Below are 15,890 nucleotides of genomic sequence, written 5' to 3' on the forward strand. Positions count from 1 at the left end.
GGGAAATACTGAATAAATCGCCGAGCATAGTGAAGCGCAAGGCGCACGGAGCACAGAAAGCGAGACATAACGAGGGGTTAGGCGAGCTTTCGAGCACCGCGCAACGAAGCGATTTGCATGCGCAGGCATTTAAGCAGTGTTTCCTTAGGCGACGACATCCGCGACGAGGGAATACGCGATGAAACAGAGCCTCAAACGACTGTGCACCCTGGGGGTTCTCGGACTCCCGTTGGTCGTGACATGGCCGGCCATGGCCCAGCAACCGGTGGTCAGGGATCTGTCCGCCGGTGACAGCACCTTCTACGACCAGACCGCGACTCGCGAGGAAGCGGGTGGCAGCCTGGTGCTGTTCAACCGGGTGCAACGCAACCAGGAAGAACTGCGCCGTCTGCGTGGCCAGGTCGAGGAGCTGCGTTATCAGCTGGAGCAGCTGCGCGAGCAGACCCGTCAGCAGTACATGGATATCGAGAATCGCCTGGCGAGTACCGGCGGCAACGCTCCATCCTCCACGGACGATGGGACACCGTCCAGCGCGCCGGACGAGGTAGATAATACGGCAGCCGCATCATCGTCGTCGGGTCAAAGCGGTTCGGGAAGTAATGCCGCTGGACGCGAGGCCTATCAGGCCGCCTTCGCCAAGGTACAGGCCCGGGACTTCGGTGCCGCCAGGCAAGCCTTCGAGGCTTTCGTCGATGAGTACCCGCAGAGCGGCCTGACCGCCAATGCCCATTATTGGCTCGGCGAACTGCACTCCGCGGAATCCGAGCTGGACGCGGCGGCCGCCGCCTTCAATCGAGTCATCGAAGAATTCCCCGACAGCAACAAGGTGCCGGATGCGCTCTACAAGCTGGGGCTGCTCAAGGCGCGTCAAGGCGATCCCGAGGACAGCCGCGCTCTGCTCGACCAGGTGCGGGAAGAGTATCCCGACAGCAGTGCCGCCAGTCTCGCCGAGGACTTTCTGAGGCAATCGGGCAACTGATGCCCCATGCGAGGTGCGCCATGATGCCCTGCAAGATCGATTATGAGCCCGCCGGCGACCTGCTCGCCGGCCGTATCATCCTCGTGACCGGCGCCGGTGATGGCATCGGGCGAGCCGCTGCCCTGAGTTATGCCCGTCATGGGGCTACCGTCGTCCTGCTCGGGCGCACCATCGCCAAGCTGGAGAAGGTCTACGACGAGATCGAGGCGGCGGGCTGGCCCCAGCCGGCGATCTTCCCGCTCAACTTCGAGGGGGCGACGCTCAAGGATTTCCACGACATGGCCGAAACGCTCGACGGGGAGTTCGGACGCCTGGACGGCATCCTGCATAATGCGGGCCTGCTGGGGCGCATCACGCCCTTCGAGCAGTACGATCCAGCCCTCTGGGAGCAGGTCATGCAGGTCAACGTCAACGGACCTCTGTGGATGACTCAGGCCTTGCTGCCTCTGTTGCGAGCCTCTCGGGATGCCTCGGTGATCTTTACCTCATCGAGCGTAGGGCGGCGAGGGCGTGCCTACTGGGGAGCCTATTCGGTCTCGAAGTTCGCCACCGAGGGCTTCGTGGAAGTGCTGGCAGAGGAAGTCGAGCATCTTGGCAGCCTGCGCATCAACAGCCTCAACCCGGGGGCGACTCGTACCGCCATGCGCAAGTCCGCCTATCCGGGCGAGGACCCCATGACCCTGCGGTCGCCCGACGACATCATGCCCACCTACCTGTGGCTGATGGGGCCGGACAGCCGTGGCCACAACGGCGAGAAGTTCGACGCTCAGCCGCCGAAGGCGTGAGGGGGGCCCGGCTGCGCCTCATTACTCACCATTCGCAAGCGCGAAGCGCGCTGGCAAGTCGAGTGGTGAGGGCCTCAGCGGTATCGAACCACAGGTCCGCCGGCCACTGGCGGTAGTCGTCTTCCTCGGCAATATAGCCGTAGCCCACGGCCACCGCCGACATGCAGGCCGCTCGGGCCGCCTGCATGTCACGCAGGTGGTCGCCGACATACCAGCAACGCTCGGGCGCCACACCAAGGCGGCGTGCCGCTTCGTGCAGTGGCGCCGGATCGGGTTTCTTCACGGGCAGGTCGTCGGCGCACAACAGCACGCCGGGGCACAGTCCGAGCTCGGCCACCAGGGGGGCGGCGTAGGCCCGCGGCTTGTTGGTGACGATGCCCCAGGGGCGTTCTGCTTCCATCCAGGTGTCGAGCAGTCGATCCAGAGGCGGGAAAATGATGCTGTCGATGGCCACCGCCTCGCCATAGCGGGCCAGCAGAAAGTTCCGTGCCGCCTCATGATCGGGATGCCCCTTGTCGAGGCCGAGCGCCAGCGTCACCAGGGCGTTGCCGCCATTGGATACCTGGGTACGGATCGTCGCATAGGGCAGGGCGGGCATTCCGTGATGCGCTCGCAGGGCGTTGGTCGCACGGGCGAGGTCCGGTGCGGTGTCCACCAGGGTACCATCCAGATCGAAGAGCAATGCCTCGGGTACCGACAGATCGGGCATCACGACGCCTCCCGTCGGCAATGCATGAGGTAATTGACCGAGACATCGTTGGACGACAGCCGATACCGACGCGTCAATGGCTGGTAGGTGAGTCCTTTCTGTTCGCGAATCTCGAGGCCGGCGTCTCGAGACCAGGCTGCGAGCTCCGACGGGCGGATGAACCTGGCATAGTCGTGGGTCCCCCTGGGGAGCATGCGCAGCAGGTATTCGGCACCGATCACCGCCAGTGCATAGGCCTTGGGATGGCGGTTGATGGTCGAGAAGACGAGCTGCCCGCCGGGCTTGGCCAGTCGGGCACAGGCCCGCACGACGGAGGCCGGGTCGGGAACGTGCTCGAGCATTTCCAGGCAGGTGACGACATCGAATTCCCCGGGGTGCTGCTCGGCCATTTCCTCGACACTGATGCGTCGATAGTCGACATCGACCCCCGATTGCTCGGCGTGACGCCTGGCCACGGCCAGTGGGGCCTCGCCAAGATCGATGCCGGTGACCCAGGCACCTCGATGTGCCATGGCTTCGGCCAGGATACCGCCGCCGCAGCCCACGTCGATCACCCGTCGCTCGGCCAGCCCCGCCCGAGCATCGATGAAATCGAGGCGCAGCGGGTTGATGTCATGCAGTGGCTTGAACTCGCCGGTGGGATCCCACCAGCGGTCGGCCAGGGCTTCGAACTTGGCGATTTCCGCCTCGTCGACGTTACCCGTATGGGACTGGCTTGCCGTCATTGTCCTCTCCGTCGGGGGTTGGCCGGTTCACCCTGGTGGCGAACTCGGGCTCGTTCGGTATCATGGTGCATGATACCCGTTCCGGGGAGCCCATTCCCATGCCGCTCCTCGATTTCATTCGTCAGTGACATGACAGGGACCGCTTCATGATCCGCAAGGCCGTTCTGCCCGTTGCCGGTTTCGGCACCCGTTGCCTGCCCGCCTCCAAGGCGATTCCCAAGGAAATGATCACCATCGTCGATCGCCCGGTGATCCAGTATGTGGTCCAGGAAGCGGTAGATGCGGGCATCCGCGATATCGTGCTGGTCACTCACGGCAGCAAGAGCGCCATCGAGAATCACTTCGACAAGCACTTCGAGCTCGAGGCAAGCCTCGAGGCAAAGGAGAAGTGGGAACTGCTGGAAGAGTTGCGCGCCATCGTGCCATCCGACGTCAATATCATCAGCGTGCGTCAGTCCGAGCCCCTCGGGCTCGGCCACGCGGTACTCTGTGCCCGTCCGGTGGTAGATGATGACGAGCCCTTCGCCGTCTTGCTGCCGGATGTCCTGGTCGATGACAACGAGTTGAATGGCGTCAATGACCTGGCCGGCATGGTGGCGTCCTTCGAGCGTAGCGGCCGCAGCCAGTTGATGGTCGAGGAAGTGCCGCATGACATGGTCCACAAGTACGGTATCGTGGCCCCCGAAGGGCAGGCTCCGGAAGCCGGAGAGGCTTCCCCGCTGGCTGGCGTCGTCGAGAAGCCATCACAGGAAGACGCGCCTTCTGATCTGGCCGTGATCGGACGTTATATCCTGCCGGGCCGTATCTTCCCGCTGCTGGCCGAGACACCGCCGGGTGCCGGCGACGAAATCCAGCTTACCGATGCCATCGAGACGCTGCGTCGGGAAGAAGGCGTAGATGCCTGGCGGATGCGCGGTCGCACCTATGATTGTGGCCACCAGCTCGGCTACCTGGAGGCCATCCTGGCGTACGGACGTCGCCATCCGAGTTACGGGAAAGGCTTCCGCGACCTGCTCGCTCGTTACACGGGCGAGGAGTAGAAGATGCGTGTCGTCGTCATCGGCAGTGAACTGGCCGCCGCCACGGCGTCGGCCGCGCTTTCCTGGGTGGGGCATGACGTGGTCTGGTGCCCTCATGCCTCCTCGGACTGGGAGACGCTTGCCGACAGCGCCTGGCTGGCCAGCGAGCCCCATCTGCTGACGCATCTGCAGGAGGGGCGCCGGCACGGCAAGCTCCGTATTCTGCTCTCCGAGGACGCGGTTCCGGACACAGGACCCCATGAAGTGCTGTGGCTGGCACTCTCTCCGGAGCAACGCGGCGATGCCGGAGACCTGGTCTCGTCTATCGCGCCCTGCCTGTCGGCGTCGGCGGTACTGATCAACAATTCGACCTTCCCGGTCGGCGAGACGGAAGCGCTCGAGGCACGGCTCGGCGATGCGCGCCGTACTGCCGTGGCACTGGCCGACCTGCTCGAGGAAGGGCGTGCCTGGGACGCGTTCACGCGTCCCTCACGGTGGTTGTTTGGCTGCGATGATGATCGTGCCGAGCATCAGGTACGCGAGCTGCTGCGCGCTTTCAATCGACGGCGCGACGTCTTCCAGCGCATGCCACGACGGGCCGCCGAGTTGAGCAAGCTCGCCATCAACGGGATGCTGGCCACGCGCATCAGTTACATGAATGAAATCGCCGGCCTGTCCGACACCCTGGGTGTCGATGTGGAGTATGTACGTCAGGGCATGGGAGCCGATACGCGTATCGGCTATGAGTATCTCTATCCCGGATGCGGTTTCGGCGGCCCCAGCTTCTCCCGTGACCTGATGCGTCTGGCCGACGTGCAATCGGCCAGCGGTCGACATTCGGCATTGCTCGATCAGGTGCTCGATATCAACGAACACAAGAAGGAGACGCTCTTCCGCAAGCTGTGGGCCCATTACCACGGTCGTCTCGAAGGCAGGACGGTGGCACTATGGGGGGCGGCCTTCAAGCCGGGCACGGCGCGTATCGACCACGCGCCGGTCTTGACGCTGCTGCGTGCGCTCTGGGCACAGGGCGTGCATGTGCGACTACACGATCCGGCGGCCATCATGGCGCTGCGCGAAAGGCTCGGTGAACATCCGCTGTTGACCTGTTTCGACGGGGATCCCTGCGAGGCTACCGAAGGCGCCGATGCCTTGATGCTGGTCACCGAGTGGAAGGCCTACTGGAATCCGGATTGGCAACGCCTCGCATCCCAGCTTGCCGGACGCCTGTTGCTGGATGGCCGCAATATCTATGATCCCCGCTATGTGGCGTCCATGGGACTCCATTATCGGGGAATCGGTCGCCGTGCCGATCCTGGACGTCACCTCGATTGAGTGTTGCGCTCGACGACCTGCAAAGGAAACGGGAAGTGCGCAGGTTTGTCGGGCACGCACTGACGCAGGGAGCGCGAAACGGCCCTGCCGGAAGGCGGGCCGTGGGCCTCAGGACACCCTCTCAAGCGAAGTTCTGGGCGACGAAGTCCCAGTTCACGATCTTCCAGATATTTTCCAGGTGCTTGCGGCGCGCATCGCGATAGTCGATACAGTCGGCATGTTCCCGGACATCGACGGTCAGCAGGGGGGTGAGGCCATGGGCGATGGGGCAGTCGGCATCGTCGCTGTTGGTGATCGCCAAGCCGTCCTCGTCGGTCTTGATCAGCCACGTCCAACCGGAACCGACATTGTCCACGGCCATGTCGTTGAAGGCCTGCTTGAATGACTCGAAGCCACCGTACTCGGCCTCGATGGCTTCGGCCAGTGCTCCCCCCGGCGTGCCTCCTCCCTTGGGAGACAGGCAGTGCCAGTAGAAGGTATGGTTCCAGACCTGAGCCGCCTGGTCGAACAGCCGACCGGAGGATGACGTGATGATCGCCTCCAGCGACTTGTCGGCGTCCGCCGTTTCCTCGACCAGTTGATTGAGTCGGATGACACAGGCCCGATGGTGCTTGTCGTAGTGGTATTCGAGGGTTTCGGCGGAGATATACGGTTCCAGCGCGTTTTTTTCGTACGGCAGTGCAGGCAACTCGAATGCCATTCGACTGTCTCCTCGTCGTCACGATGTTCGGGGGAAGGTCTCGGCGGGGCCGACGAGAAGACGGCATATCATCGCTCGTTGATATTTCCCCGTGCGCTCCGCCGACAAAAAACTTTACACTATTCAGTGTGCTGTGCCTGTCCGGTCGGCGGCATCATATCACTCGCCCCCCGGGGGCCCAATGCCGGCTGCTGGATACGGTGCCTCGGTACGCCCCGCCACAGCCGCACTCATCCGTCACATCGCTCAAGGAGATCGTCATGGCAGAGCGCCCGGAAGATAGCCGGTTCAACCGACCGATCGTTCCGGACCCGGATGCCAGTCTGGTCGGCCATCGTTCGCATCCCGCCCCGAGGGTTCGGTTATGGCCGCTATGGTGCCTGATCCTGTTGTTGCTCCTCATGCTGGCCGGCCTGGCCACCGCCGGCTGGCTGTTCCATCAGAATGTCCAGCAGCGACTGACTCGTCTCGGCGGGGAGCTGTCCAATGTTCATGCCCGCTTCGATGCCGAGGAGGGACGTGGCGAGGCCCTGTCATCCCTGCAGGACCGCCTGGAGACGCTCGAGTCTCGCCAGGAAGACATCGACCCGCGTATCGAAGAACGACTGACACAGTGGGAGGATGAAACCCTGACGCCCACCCGGGAACGCCTGACCGAACTCGCCGATCGACTGACGAGCCTGATGGAAGAGGCCGAAGTGCGTGACGAGACCCTGTCGGCCGTACGGAATTCCCTCGACGCCCTGGAGCGTGCCGGCGATGAGGGGCGCGGTACGCTCCAGGAACACCTCGACACCCTGGAGGATGCACTGGAAGCGGACGAATCACGCCTTGCCGAGGCGACAGAGCAGACCGACGAACGCCTCTCGACCCTGAATGCCGATCTGGAAACGCTGAATGAGCGGGTGTCGGGCCTGGAGGGCGACATTGAAGCCCTCTCCGGTTCGCGAGAAGATGACCGTAGCCAGGTGGCGACGCTGTCGTCACGCCTGGAGGAAATGCAGACGGAGCTGCGTGATCTGCGTCAGACGCAACTGGCGTTGAGTGCTCAGCTGGAAGCCCTGCAGTAGTCACGAGACGTCAGCCAGGAAGCCTTCGATATTATGGACAATCGCGTGTTCACACGCCTCGGGGCCGGAGCGCTGTGCTTTGGCGTGGCGTCGCCGACCCTGGCGCTCGACGCCTCGATAGAAGGCGTCGAGGACAAGCTGGCCGCAAACATCGAGATCTACCTCGACGGCCTGGAAACGTCCCAGTACCAGGCCGAGCGACTGGAGGACGAGGTACGTCGTCTCGCGTCCGAAGCGTTGCGCCCCTTCGGCTATTACGATCCGACCCTGACGGTACGTTTCGATGATCCCGAGGCCCCTTCCAGGGTCGATCTGGATGTCGACAAGGGCGAGCCGGTGCGCATCGAACGCCTGAATTTCGCGGTAGAAGGCGCCGCGGCCGAGGATCCGCCCTTCAGCGAGGCCATCGAGGCCTATCCCCAGAAGGAGGGGGACGTGTTGCGTCATGCGCCTTTCGACTCCTTGCGCAGCCGGCTCTCCGGACTGGCCCTGCAGCGCGGCTATTTCGATTGGCGTTTCACCCAGCGTCGTCTGGAAGTGCGTCCCTGGGATCACAGCGCGCGCCTGTCACTGGGGCTGGAGAGCGGTCAGCGCTATCGTTTCGGAAAGGTTTACTTCCAGGGCGAGCATATCGAGCCCGCTCGGCTCCAGAATCTGGTGCCCTTCGAGGAGGGCGCCCCTTATCTCGCCGGTGAGGTGGCCCGTTTCAATCAGAACCTCGGGCAGACCGAATGGTTCGGCTCGGTCAGCGTGCGTCCACGCCTCGACCAGGGCGCGACAAGCCTGGCCCTCCCGGCCCGGGAGGCCGGCTGGTGGTACTCGCTGGACGTGGCCGGCATTCCCCAGGCGCCGCCGGCTCCACCGCGCATCGGTTCGCCGGCCCTGGAGGCGACCGACGAGCTGCAGGCGCCCGAGACGCCCCATGTGCCCATCGATGTGTTGGTCACGCCGGCCGATCGTCATCAGTTCGAGACCGGTATCGGCTATGCCACCGATGTCGGCCCCCGGGCCCGGCTCACCTGGAACCAGCCCTGGGTCAACCGTTACGGCCACAGCTGGGATCACGATCTCTACGTGTCCGGTCCCGAGCAGAAGTTCAGTGGCACCTACACCATGCCCCTCGAGGATCCGCTGCGCGACAACTACGAACTGCAGTACGGCCTTCGCAACAAGAACAGCGACGACACCGAGTCCCTCGAGGCCAGCGTCGAGTTCGGCCGCCGCTGGAAGTTCGACAATGGCTGGGAGCAGTATCTTTACCTGCGTGGTACCTATGAAGACTTTACCCAGGCGGGAGAGTCCAATCAGGTACTGCTGCTGTATCCTGGGGTGCGCTGGTCCCGGACCCGCACGCGCAACCCGACGTTCCCGACCTGGGGTGATCGCCAGCAGCTCACCGTCCAGTATTCCAACGAGGCCTGGGGGTCGGATGCCGAATTCTTTCGGGTCAACGGCGATACTCAGTGGATCCGCATGCTCGGTGACGACAATCGCTTCGTCGGCCGGCTCGGTATCGGCAGCATCGGCACCGACGACTTCGGCAACATTCCGCCATCGCTGCGCTTCTTCACCGGCGGTGACAACAGTGTGCGAGGCTATGCCTATGAAAGCCTTTCCCCGGAAGACGATGAAGGCCGGCTGATCGGCGGTGAACAACGCTTCGTGGCGAGTCTCGAAGCGCAACGCCGGGTTGCCGAGAAGTGGTGGCTGGCCTCCTTCGTGGATACTGGCGACGCCTTCACCGACTGGTGGCCGGAGGAGCTCAAGACCGGCGCCGGGCTGGGCGTTCGGTGGATCTCGCCGGTAGGGCCGATCCGCTTCGATGTTGCTCACCCCTTCGATGACGAGGATGCCTTTCGCATCCACTTTTCCATCGGACCGGAATTCTGAGAGGCCGCCACGTGAGAGTTCGTCGCCTGACCTGGGCCCTGGCCCGTCTATTGATCCTGCTGCCGTTCTGGTTCATCGGTCTGCTGCTGCTGATACTGGGCATCGCCCTGTCTCCCTGGGGCACTGGCCTGTTGCTAGATCAGGGCAAGCGCATGGGGCTCTACGACTTTTCCAATGCCGAAGGCGCCCCTCTGGATACCCTGATACTCGAAGACTTTCGTCTCGATGCCGGTCCGGCCAGCGTGGCCATCCAGCGCCTGGAACTGGCCTGGGCCGACGACTGCCTGCTCGATGGCCGGCTTTGCCTGGATCGTCTCGATGTGCAGGGTACCCGGGTGCGACTCGCTTCGAGCGAGACTCCGCCCCCGACGGAGGAAGAGCAGGGCGAGGGGGCAGGGTTGCCCGGACCGATCGAACTGCCGTTCCCCATCGAACTGCGCGAACTGACCCTGAGCGACGTCGAGGTTCGGCTCGCCGATGGCACCCGGCTGCGCTGGGAGGCTTTCACCACCGGGGCAGTGGCCGAGGCGAGCACCCTGCGACTGCTGCCGACCCGGCTGGCAGGCGCGCGCCTGACCCTGCCGCTCTCGTCAGGCAACCAACTGGCACTCAGCGAAAGCGAGCATGAAGGGCCGATCCTGACGGCGTCGGCCATCGACGCTTCCATTGCCACCCACTCTCCGTTGCCTGCCGGCGCTGCCCCGGAAGCCGCGGGCATGGCCAGTCAGTCGTTGGACGATAAACCGCGCATCGAACTGCCGGACATCCATCTGCCGTTAGCCGTCGAGGTGCCCGAACTGACGATTACGGATGCGGCAGTGGAGGGAGGCGTTGCATATCGCCTCGAGGAACTGGCGTTGAGCGTCATGGCACGCGACCAGGAGATCACCATCTCGCCACTATCGATCGCCAGCCCGGAAGCCGACGCCAGGCTCCAGGCACGAGTGACGCTGAGCGGCGACTACCCGCTGGACGCGCAGCTGGACGCGGATCTCTATCTGCCCGAGCGCATGCCGGCCCTGGCAGGCGAGCGCATCGAACTCGGGTTGAGCGGGAACCTGGCTGATCTCCAGGTCGATCTGGCCACGACCGGGCCTGTCGAGACACGCCTTGCCGCCCGCCTCGATGCCCTGGCCCCGACATTGCCCTTCACCGCCAGCTTTCAGAGTCCCGCCCTGCAGTGGCCGCTGCCCGGCGCCGAGAACGATACTGACAAGGTGGCCACATCGGACGATGCTCAGGATAGCGAAGAGGGCGGCGACACACCGCCTGCCCCCTGGCGAGCCGAGAATCTGTCGCTCGAGGCCGAGGGCGAGCTGACCGATTATCGTGCCCGGCTCACCCTGGCCGCTCAGGGACCGACACTGCCACGTACCGAACTCGACCTGACCGGACGCGGCGACCTGGCCCATTTCATCTGGGAACCTCTGTCGCTCGAGATGGACGAGGCCAGCGTGACCACCGAAGGCCGCGTCGACTGGGCCGACGGGCTGGCCGTCGACGCGACCCTCGCCCTGAACGACGTGAACCCCGAACCCTTCGTCGAGGGGCTCGTCGGCCAGCTCGACGGCGATGCCGAGGTCTCCTTCACCCAGGATGCCGATGGCTGGCGGGTCGAGGTACCGTCCTTGAGCGTGGATGGCACCCTGGCCGATTATCCGCTGAATCTCGACGCGGCGATTGCCGGCGACAGCCGCATGCACTGGGACATCCAGGCCCTCGAATTCCGCCAGGGGGACAATCGCCTCAGCGCCAACGGCCAGGTGACGCCCGAGCAACTCGGGGTGAACGTCGACCTGGACATGCCGGCCCTGCAGAGCCTGTACCCGGAACTCGCCGGCGCCCTCTCGGGAGGTATCGACGCGACGGGCAGCCTCGAGGCGCCCCAGCTGGACCTGGACCTGAGCGGCAATGGCCTGGCCTTCGCCGAAAACCGTGTGGATGCCCTTGACCTGACGGGCGAAGTCGCCGGTCTCGAGGATCCGAGCCTTGATGTGGCACTGAACGCCGAGGGGATCGCGGCCGCCGGTCAGGCCTTCGATGCCATTGACCTGAACCTCGATGGGCGCCTCTCCGAGCACCGTCTGACGCTGGATGTCCAGGGGCCGGCGGATGGCCTGCTGTCGTCGTTGAACCTGGCCCTGGATGGCGCCATGGACCGCGATCGTCAAGGCTACAGCGGTCGCCTGACGCCGCTCGAGGCCGGAACCGAATATGGGCGCCTCGCCCTGGACGATGCCCTGATCTTCGACGCCGATCTCGCCTCGAGCGCGGTGGAGGTACAGCCATTCTGCCTGCGTCGCGACGAGGGGGGCGGCCTGTGCCTCGAGGAACCACTCTCGGCGTCGCCCGATGCCGGCCGGACGGTACTGGCCATCCGCGAGCTGCCCATGGATCTGATCAACGATGCCATGCCGCCCGGGTGGCGTGTCGACGGCACCACCGAGGGCGGTCTGGTGGCCGAGTGGTCTCGGGGCGGGTCGGCCTGGCAGGCCGAGGCCGACCTCGACAGCGAGGTCGAGGTCGCCGGGCAGGATGCTTACGGCAACCCCTGGACGGTGCCCGGCACGGGACTCAGCGTCGATCTACAGGCCGCCCCGTCCCGTGCCGATATCGACCTGGCGCTGACCCTGGGCGACAGCGGGGCGGTGCGCCTCGACCTGGGAGTCGACGATCCCATGGGGGCAGGAGGTCTGGATGGTGAACTCAGCGTCGATGACCTGCGCCTGAGCCCCTATCGTCCTCTGGTCACCGACGTGAAGACGCTGGAAGGCGGACTCGGGGGCAATATCCAGATCGGCGGCAATCGGGACCAGCCACGGCTGGACGGCAGCCTCGAGCTCGCCGGCCTGCAGGCCGTTGGACTGGGGCTGCCTCTGTCGGTGACGGATGGTCGCCTGACGGTGAACCTGAATGGCGATCGGGCCGATCTCGATGGTTTTGTGGCGAGCGAACGAGGACGGCTGGAGATCGACGGTGATGCCAGCTGGCCCTCCGCGGATGCCTGGCGGGTGGCCCTGAACCTGCAGGGCAACGACGATCCGCTGCAGGCGTCATTGTCGGGCTTCGGGCGTTTACGCCTGGCGCCGGATCTGCGTATCCAGGCCGATCCCGAGCGTCTGCGAGTGCGTGGCGAGGTCCGCATTCCCTGGGCACGCCTGGAGGTCGGCCAGGTACCGGCCTCGGCCGTATCCGCGAGTCCCGATGAAGTGATCGTCACCCGAGAGGAAGCCGAGGCCCGGGAAGCCGCCCAGGCGACGGGCGAGTCCACCGCCGAGGCCATGTCCGAGGCCGGCATGGCCATGGATGTGCGTGTCACCCTGGCACTAGGCCCCGACATGCGCCTGTCGGCCTATGGCCTGCAGACGGGCCTGGCCGGCAACCTGGAAGTCCGCCAGGCGGGCGGGCCGGTACAGATCTTCGGTGACGTCAATCTCGAGGATGGGCGTTTCCGGGCCTTCGCCCAGGACCTGGTCATCCGCGAGGGGATTCTCTATTTCAGCGGCCCGCCCGGCGAACCCTTGCTGGATTTCGAGGCCATCCGCAATCCCGACAGCACCGAAGACGATGTCATCGCCGGCATTCAGGTGTCCGGCCCGGCCTCGAGCCCGAGCCTCGAGATCTTCTCCGAACCGGCCATGGATGAGTCCCGCGCGCTGTCCTACGTGCTGCGCGGTCGCGCACCGGATGCCAGTGGCGGTGCCGACGGCGCACTGACGTCGGCACTGATCGGCCTGAGCCTGGGGCAGGCCGGCGGCACCGTGGGCGCGCTGGGCGAGGCCTTCGGCATCCAGGATCTGCGACTGGACTCCGCCGGCAGCGGGGAAGACAGTCAGGTAGTGGTGACGGGCAACCTGACCGACCGTTTGAGTGTCGGATACGGTGTGGGCGTCTTCTCGCCCATCGCCGAGCTGACCCTGCGCTACAAGCTGTGGCGCAATCTCTACGTGGAGGCCGTCTCCGGCGCCTCCCAGGCAGTGGACCTGATCTACACCTTCAGCCTGCCGGGGGACCCACCGTCACTCGAGTAAGCACCAGGTCACGAACGAGGAAACGACATATGAGCGCACAAGCGGCAGATGCCCCGGTGGGGCGTGACACGCCCATGGAGATTTCCGCCCTGCACAGGGTCAACGGACGTCGCATGACACCGCCCTGGCCCGAAGGCATGCAAGAGATCGTGCTGGGACTGGGATGCTTCTGGGGCGCCGAACGGCTGTTCTGGCAATTGGCCGGCGTGCATGTCACGGCCGTGGGCTATGCCGGTGGCATCACGCCGAATCCGACCTACCAGGAAACCTGCACCGGCCGTACCGGTCATGCCGAAGTGGTCAGGGTGGTCTTCGATCCAGCAGAGATCGATCTCGATACCCTGTTGCGTCACTTCTGGGAGGCACACGACCCGACCCAGGGAAATCGGCAGGGTAATGACATCGGTCCTCAGTACCGCTCGATCATCCTGACCGTCGACGATGAGCAGCGCGCCTTGGCCGAGCGTAGCCGTGACGCCTATGGCAAGGCCCTGGCGGCGCAGGGCCGGGGCCCGATCACCACCGAGATCATGCCGCTCGAGGCCTTCTACTATGCCGAGGAATATCACCAGCAGTATCTGGACAAGAATCCCGGCGGCTACTGTGGCCTCAAGGGTACCGGTGTCAGTTGTCCGATAAGCTGAAGGCAGGTGACGAGCCCGGGGCAGGAACTGCCCAGGCATCGAGTTGGCGGGCGACCCGACGAGCGAGCCAGCTGGCGGGTCGGCCGTCTAGCCATTCCACATAGCCGACATGTCCACCATGACGGGCGATTTCCAGGCGAATGCCGGCGCCGAGCGTCATGTCGTCATAAAGCCCCGGCGGCATGAAAGGATCGTCGTCGGCATGCAGGATCAGCGTCGGCAAAGTGATATCGCCGAGTAGCGGGCCGGCCGCGGCGCGATGATAGTAGTCTGCCGCATCCCTGAAACCGTGCAACGGGGCGGTTATCGCATCGTCGTAGGCCCTCAGCGTGGTGCAGTGCGTCAGGTCATCGTGGGTCAACGCCAGCGGTAGTTCACGACGTGCCAGGCGTGGCGACACCTTGGCCTTGAGGGCCTCGAGCAGGTGCCGCTGATAGAGCCGGGCCACACCACGTTCCAGGGTATCGGCGCAGGCTGCCAGTGCCACCGGAGGGGCGACGGCGATGGCGCCGGTCAATCCCAGCGTGTTGCCGGCATCCTCGGCCACCAGCTTGAGCAGCATGTTGGCGCCCAGCGAAACGCCCAGTGCGACCCTCGGCGCCGTCGGATAGCGTCGGGCGAGGTTCTCCAGCAGCCAGCGAGCATCGGCCGTGTCCCCGCTGTGATAAGCCCGCGGGCATCGGTTGGGCCTTGTTCCGCACCCGCGGAAGTGCATCAGGATCGCCCGCCAGCCTCGCCGCTCGGCGGCATGCAGCAGGTGTCGTGCATAAGGTGAATCCACCGAGCCTTCCAGGCCATGGAACAGCACCAGCAAGGGCGCGTCGACCGGCAGGGCGGGCGATTCGACCCAGGCGAGCTCGACGAAATCGCCATCGGGCAGCTCGAAGATCTCCTCGCCGAGGGGCGGTGCCGGCCGGGGCAGGGTTCGAGGCAGCAGGGTCTGCAGGTGACGGTTGGCGAACCCGGGCAGGGGGCGAAAGTCGGCAAGGTGCCGTCCGGCGATCATGATCGGTCTCCCCGATCATTCTCCAGGGCCTGCCAGAGCGAGTCCACGGCCTTGTGCGCCACATGACGACGCCGATACAGGCGAATCTCCAGTGGCACTTCCCAACGCTTGCCCCCCGCGGGTACCAGCTGCCCGGCGGTCAGTGCCGGTGCGACACTGCGATGCGGAAGCCAGCCGAGTCCGTACCCCAGGCCGACCAGCTCGCGGATATTGCCGCTCTGGATGCTCTCGTTGAGCACACTGAACGCCGGCGTATCGGGTTGCGTCTCGAGGTGGCAACGAATGGCCGTGTCGATCAAGCCTCGAGGATGATAGGCGATCAAGGGGAGCGAGCGGCGTCCGATACCCGCCAGGTCGAAACGCGGCCGTCCATCGGGCTCCGGCAACGAAACGGGAATCAGATACTCGTGGCCGAGCCGTCGGAACTCGAACGCCTCGGTCTCGAGTTCCAGGGGGCAGTCGCCGACCGGCCAGTAGCACAATACCAGGTCACACTCGTCGCGCCCCAGCGCCTGGAAATAGTCGTTCACCAGCCAGGCGGTGGCACGCAGGTAGGGCTTGACCGGCGGCGGAGCCGTCCAGCCGTCGAGCCACTCCGGCAGGAAGTTGGCCAGCAGACTCTGCGGTGCGGCCAGACGAATCTGGCCCGCCTGGCTCTCGGCGAGATGCCCCAGTCGTTGCCGGGTATTGGCCACACGGCGCGTCACGTCCTGGCACAGCGTCAGGAATTCCTCTCCCTCGGGTGTCAATGACAGCGGCAGTGTCTGCCGGTTGATCAGGGTCGCTCCCATCTCCTCCTCGAGGAGCTTGATGCGCCGCGAAAAGGTCGGCTGGGTAACATTCTGTGCTTCGGCCGCCCGGGAGAAGTGCCGGGTACGCGCCAGGGCGATGAAATCTTCCAACCAGCGTATTTCCATATCAGCCCTCATGCCGACGACCGGTCGACGGGATCGCCATCGACCGGTCACGGCGTCACGACGTTTCGGATAGCGTCTTG

General features: G+C 65.0%; 13 protein-coding genes. 8 read left to right on the top strand and 5 right to left on the bottom strand.

Annotated elements, in window-relative coordinates; all coding sequences use genetic code 11:
• Positions 1–178: 178 nt before the first annotated feature.
• Together ybgF and LU493_RS09855 are read left to right on the top strand one after the other, a co-directional pair.
• Positions 179–979, top strand: a complete 801-nt coding sequence (gene ybgF, locus LU493_RS09850; RefSeq protein ID WP_275287623.1) for a tol-pal system protein YbgF — start codon at positions 179–181, stop codon at positions 977–979.
• A 23-nt stretch (positions 980–1,002) separates the two neighbouring features.
• On the top strand, positions 1,003–1,764 hold the full coding sequence (locus LU493_RS09855; RefSeq protein ID WP_275287724.1) for a YciK family oxidoreductase: 762 nt from the start codon (positions 1,003–1,005) through the stop codon (positions 1,762–1,764).
• Positions 1,765–1,789: 25 nt separating this feature from the next.
• Here the strand turns inward: LU493_RS09855 and LU493_RS09860 are convergent, their stop codons facing one another.
• Together LU493_RS09860 and ubiG are read right to left on the bottom strand one after the other, a co-directional pair.
• The gene (locus LU493_RS09860) at positions 1,790–2,473 is read right to left on the bottom strand and encodes an HAD-IA family hydrolase (RefSeq protein WP_275287725.1); all 684 of its coding nucleotides are present in this window, start codon (positions 2,471–2,473) and stop codon (positions 1,790–1,792) included.
• A complete protein-coding gene (ubiG, locus tag LU493_RS09865) occupies positions 2,473–3,198 on the bottom strand; it encodes a bifunctional 2-polyprenyl-6-hydroxyphenol methylase/3-demethylubiquinol 3-O-methyltransferase UbiG (RefSeq protein ID WP_275287624.1) in 726 nt (241 codons plus the stop codon). Before ubiG ends, LU493_RS09860 begins: the two co-directional genes overlap by 1 nt.
• A gap of 146 nt (positions 3,199–3,344) precedes the next feature.
• Between ubiG and galU the strand changes: the two genes are divergently transcribed.
• Both galU and LU493_RS09875 read left to right on the top strand, forming a co-directional pair.
• Positions 3,345–4,238, top strand: a complete 894-nt coding sequence (gene galU / locus LU493_RS09870; protein WP_275287625.1) for a UTP--glucose-1-phosphate uridylyltransferase GalU — start codon at positions 3,345–3,347, stop codon at positions 4,236–4,238.
• Between the two features lie 3 nt (positions 4,239–4,241).
• Positions 4,242–5,552, top strand: coding sequence for a UDP binding domain-containing protein (locus LU493_RS09875; protein ID WP_275287626.1), 1,311 nt, complete (start codon positions 4,242–4,244; stop codon positions 5,550–5,552).
• A gap of 121 nt (positions 5,553–5,673) precedes the next feature.
• On the opposite strand, the gene LU493_RS09880 is transcribed toward LU493_RS09875, so the two are convergent.
• A complete protein-coding gene (locus tag LU493_RS09880) occupies positions 5,674–6,252 on the bottom strand; it encodes a Fe-Mn family superoxide dismutase (RefSeq protein WP_275287627.1) in 579 nt (192 codons plus the stop codon).
• A gap of 260 nt (positions 6,253–6,512) precedes the next feature.
• Between LU493_RS09880 and LU493_RS09885 the strand changes: the two genes are divergently transcribed.
• Genes LU493_RS09885 through msrA form a run of 4 tightly spaced genes read left to right on the top strand, consistent with a single transcriptional unit; the run spans position 6,513 to position 13,887 of the window.
• Positions 6,513–7,322, top strand: a complete 810-nt coding sequence (locus LU493_RS09885) for a hypothetical protein (RefSeq protein ID WP_275287628.1) — start codon at positions 6,513–6,515, stop codon at positions 7,320–7,322.
• A 33-nt stretch (positions 7,323–7,355) separates the two neighbouring features.
• Complete coding sequence (gene tamA / locus LU493_RS09890) at positions 7,356–9,212, top strand: autotransporter assembly complex protein TamA (protein ID WP_275287629.1); 1,857 nt, start codon at positions 7,356–7,358, stop codon at positions 9,210–9,212.
• A gap of 11 nt (positions 9,213–9,223) precedes the next feature.
• On the top strand, positions 9,224–13,243 hold the full coding sequence (gene tamB, locus LU493_RS09895) for an autotransporter assembly complex protein TamB (RefSeq protein WP_275287630.1): 4,020 nt from the start codon (positions 9,224–9,226) through the stop codon (positions 13,241–13,243).
• Between the two features lie 29 nt (positions 13,244–13,272).
• Positions 13,273–13,887: a peptide-methionine (S)-S-oxide reductase MsrA gene (msrA, locus tag LU493_RS09900; protein WP_275287631.1), complete on the top strand. Its 615-nt coding sequence runs from the start codon at positions 13,273–13,275 to the stop codon at positions 13,885–13,887.
• Here msrA and LU493_RS09905 read toward each other — a convergent pair.
• The gene (locus tag LU493_RS09905) at positions 13,868–14,893 is read right to left on the bottom strand and encodes a hydrolase (RefSeq protein WP_275287632.1); all 1,026 of its coding nucleotides are present in this window, start codon (positions 14,891–14,893) and stop codon (positions 13,868–13,870) included. The two genes, msrA and LU493_RS09905, sit on opposite strands and share 20 nt — an antisense overlap.
• The gene (locus LU493_RS09910) at positions 14,890–15,810 is read right to left on the bottom strand and encodes a LysR family transcriptional regulator (RefSeq protein WP_275287633.1); all 921 of its coding nucleotides are present in this window, start codon (positions 15,808–15,810) and stop codon (positions 14,890–14,892) included. The genes LU493_RS09905 and LU493_RS09910 overlap by 4 nt, the downstream gene beginning before the upstream one ends.
• Positions 15,811–15,890: the final 80 nt, after the last annotated feature.

Origin of the sequence: Halomonas elongata, from assembly GCF_029081005.1 — a bacterium.
GTDB classification, from domain to species: Bacteria; Pseudomonadota; Gammaproteobacteria; order Pseudomonadales; family Halomonadaceae; genus Halomonas; species Halomonas elongata_B.

Coding starts and splice junctions, on each gene's coding strand:
- LU493_RS09885 (WP_275287628.1), top strand. CDS start 6,513: ATGGCAGAGCGCCCGGAAGATAGCCGGTTCAACCGACCGATCGTTCCG.
- LU493_RS09910 (WP_275287633.1), bottom strand. CDS start 15,810: ATGGAAATACGCTGGTTGGAAGATTTCATCGCCCTGGCGCGTACCCGG.
- LU493_RS09875 (WP_275287626.1), top strand. CDS start 4,242: ATGCGTGTCGTCGTCATCGGCAGTGAACTGGCCGCCGCCACGGCGTCG.
- LU493_RS09855 (WP_275287724.1), top strand. CDS start 1,003: ATGCCCTGCAAGATCGATTATGAGCCCGCCGGCGACCTGCTCGCCGGC.
- msrA (WP_275287631.1), top strand. CDS start 13,273: ATGAGCGCACAAGCGGCAGATGCCCCGGTGGGGCGTGACACGCCCATG.
- galU (WP_275287625.1), top strand. CDS start 3,345: ATGATCCGCAAGGCCGTTCTGCCCGTTGCCGGTTTCGGCACCCGTTGC.
- ybgF (WP_275287623.1), top strand. CDS start 179: ATGAAACAGAGCCTCAAACGACTGTGCACCCTGGGGGTTCTCGGACTC.
- ubiG (WP_275287624.1), bottom strand. CDS start 3,198: ATGACGGCAAGCCAGTCCCATACGGGTAACGTCGACGAGGCGGAAATC.
- tamA (WP_275287629.1), top strand. CDS start 7,356: ATGGACAATCGCGTGTTCACACGCCTCGGGGCCGGAGCGCTGTGCTTT.
- LU493_RS09860 (WP_275287725.1), bottom strand. CDS start 2,473: ATGCCCGATCTGTCGGTACCCGAGGCATTGCTCTTCGATCTGGATGGT.
- LU493_RS09880 (WP_275287627.1), bottom strand. CDS start 6,252: ATGGCATTCGAGTTGCCTGCACTGCCGTACGAAAAAAACGCGCTGGAA.
- LU493_RS09905 (WP_275287632.1), bottom strand. CDS start 14,893: ATGATCGCCGGACGGCACCTTGCCGACTTTCGCCCCCTGCCCGGGTTC.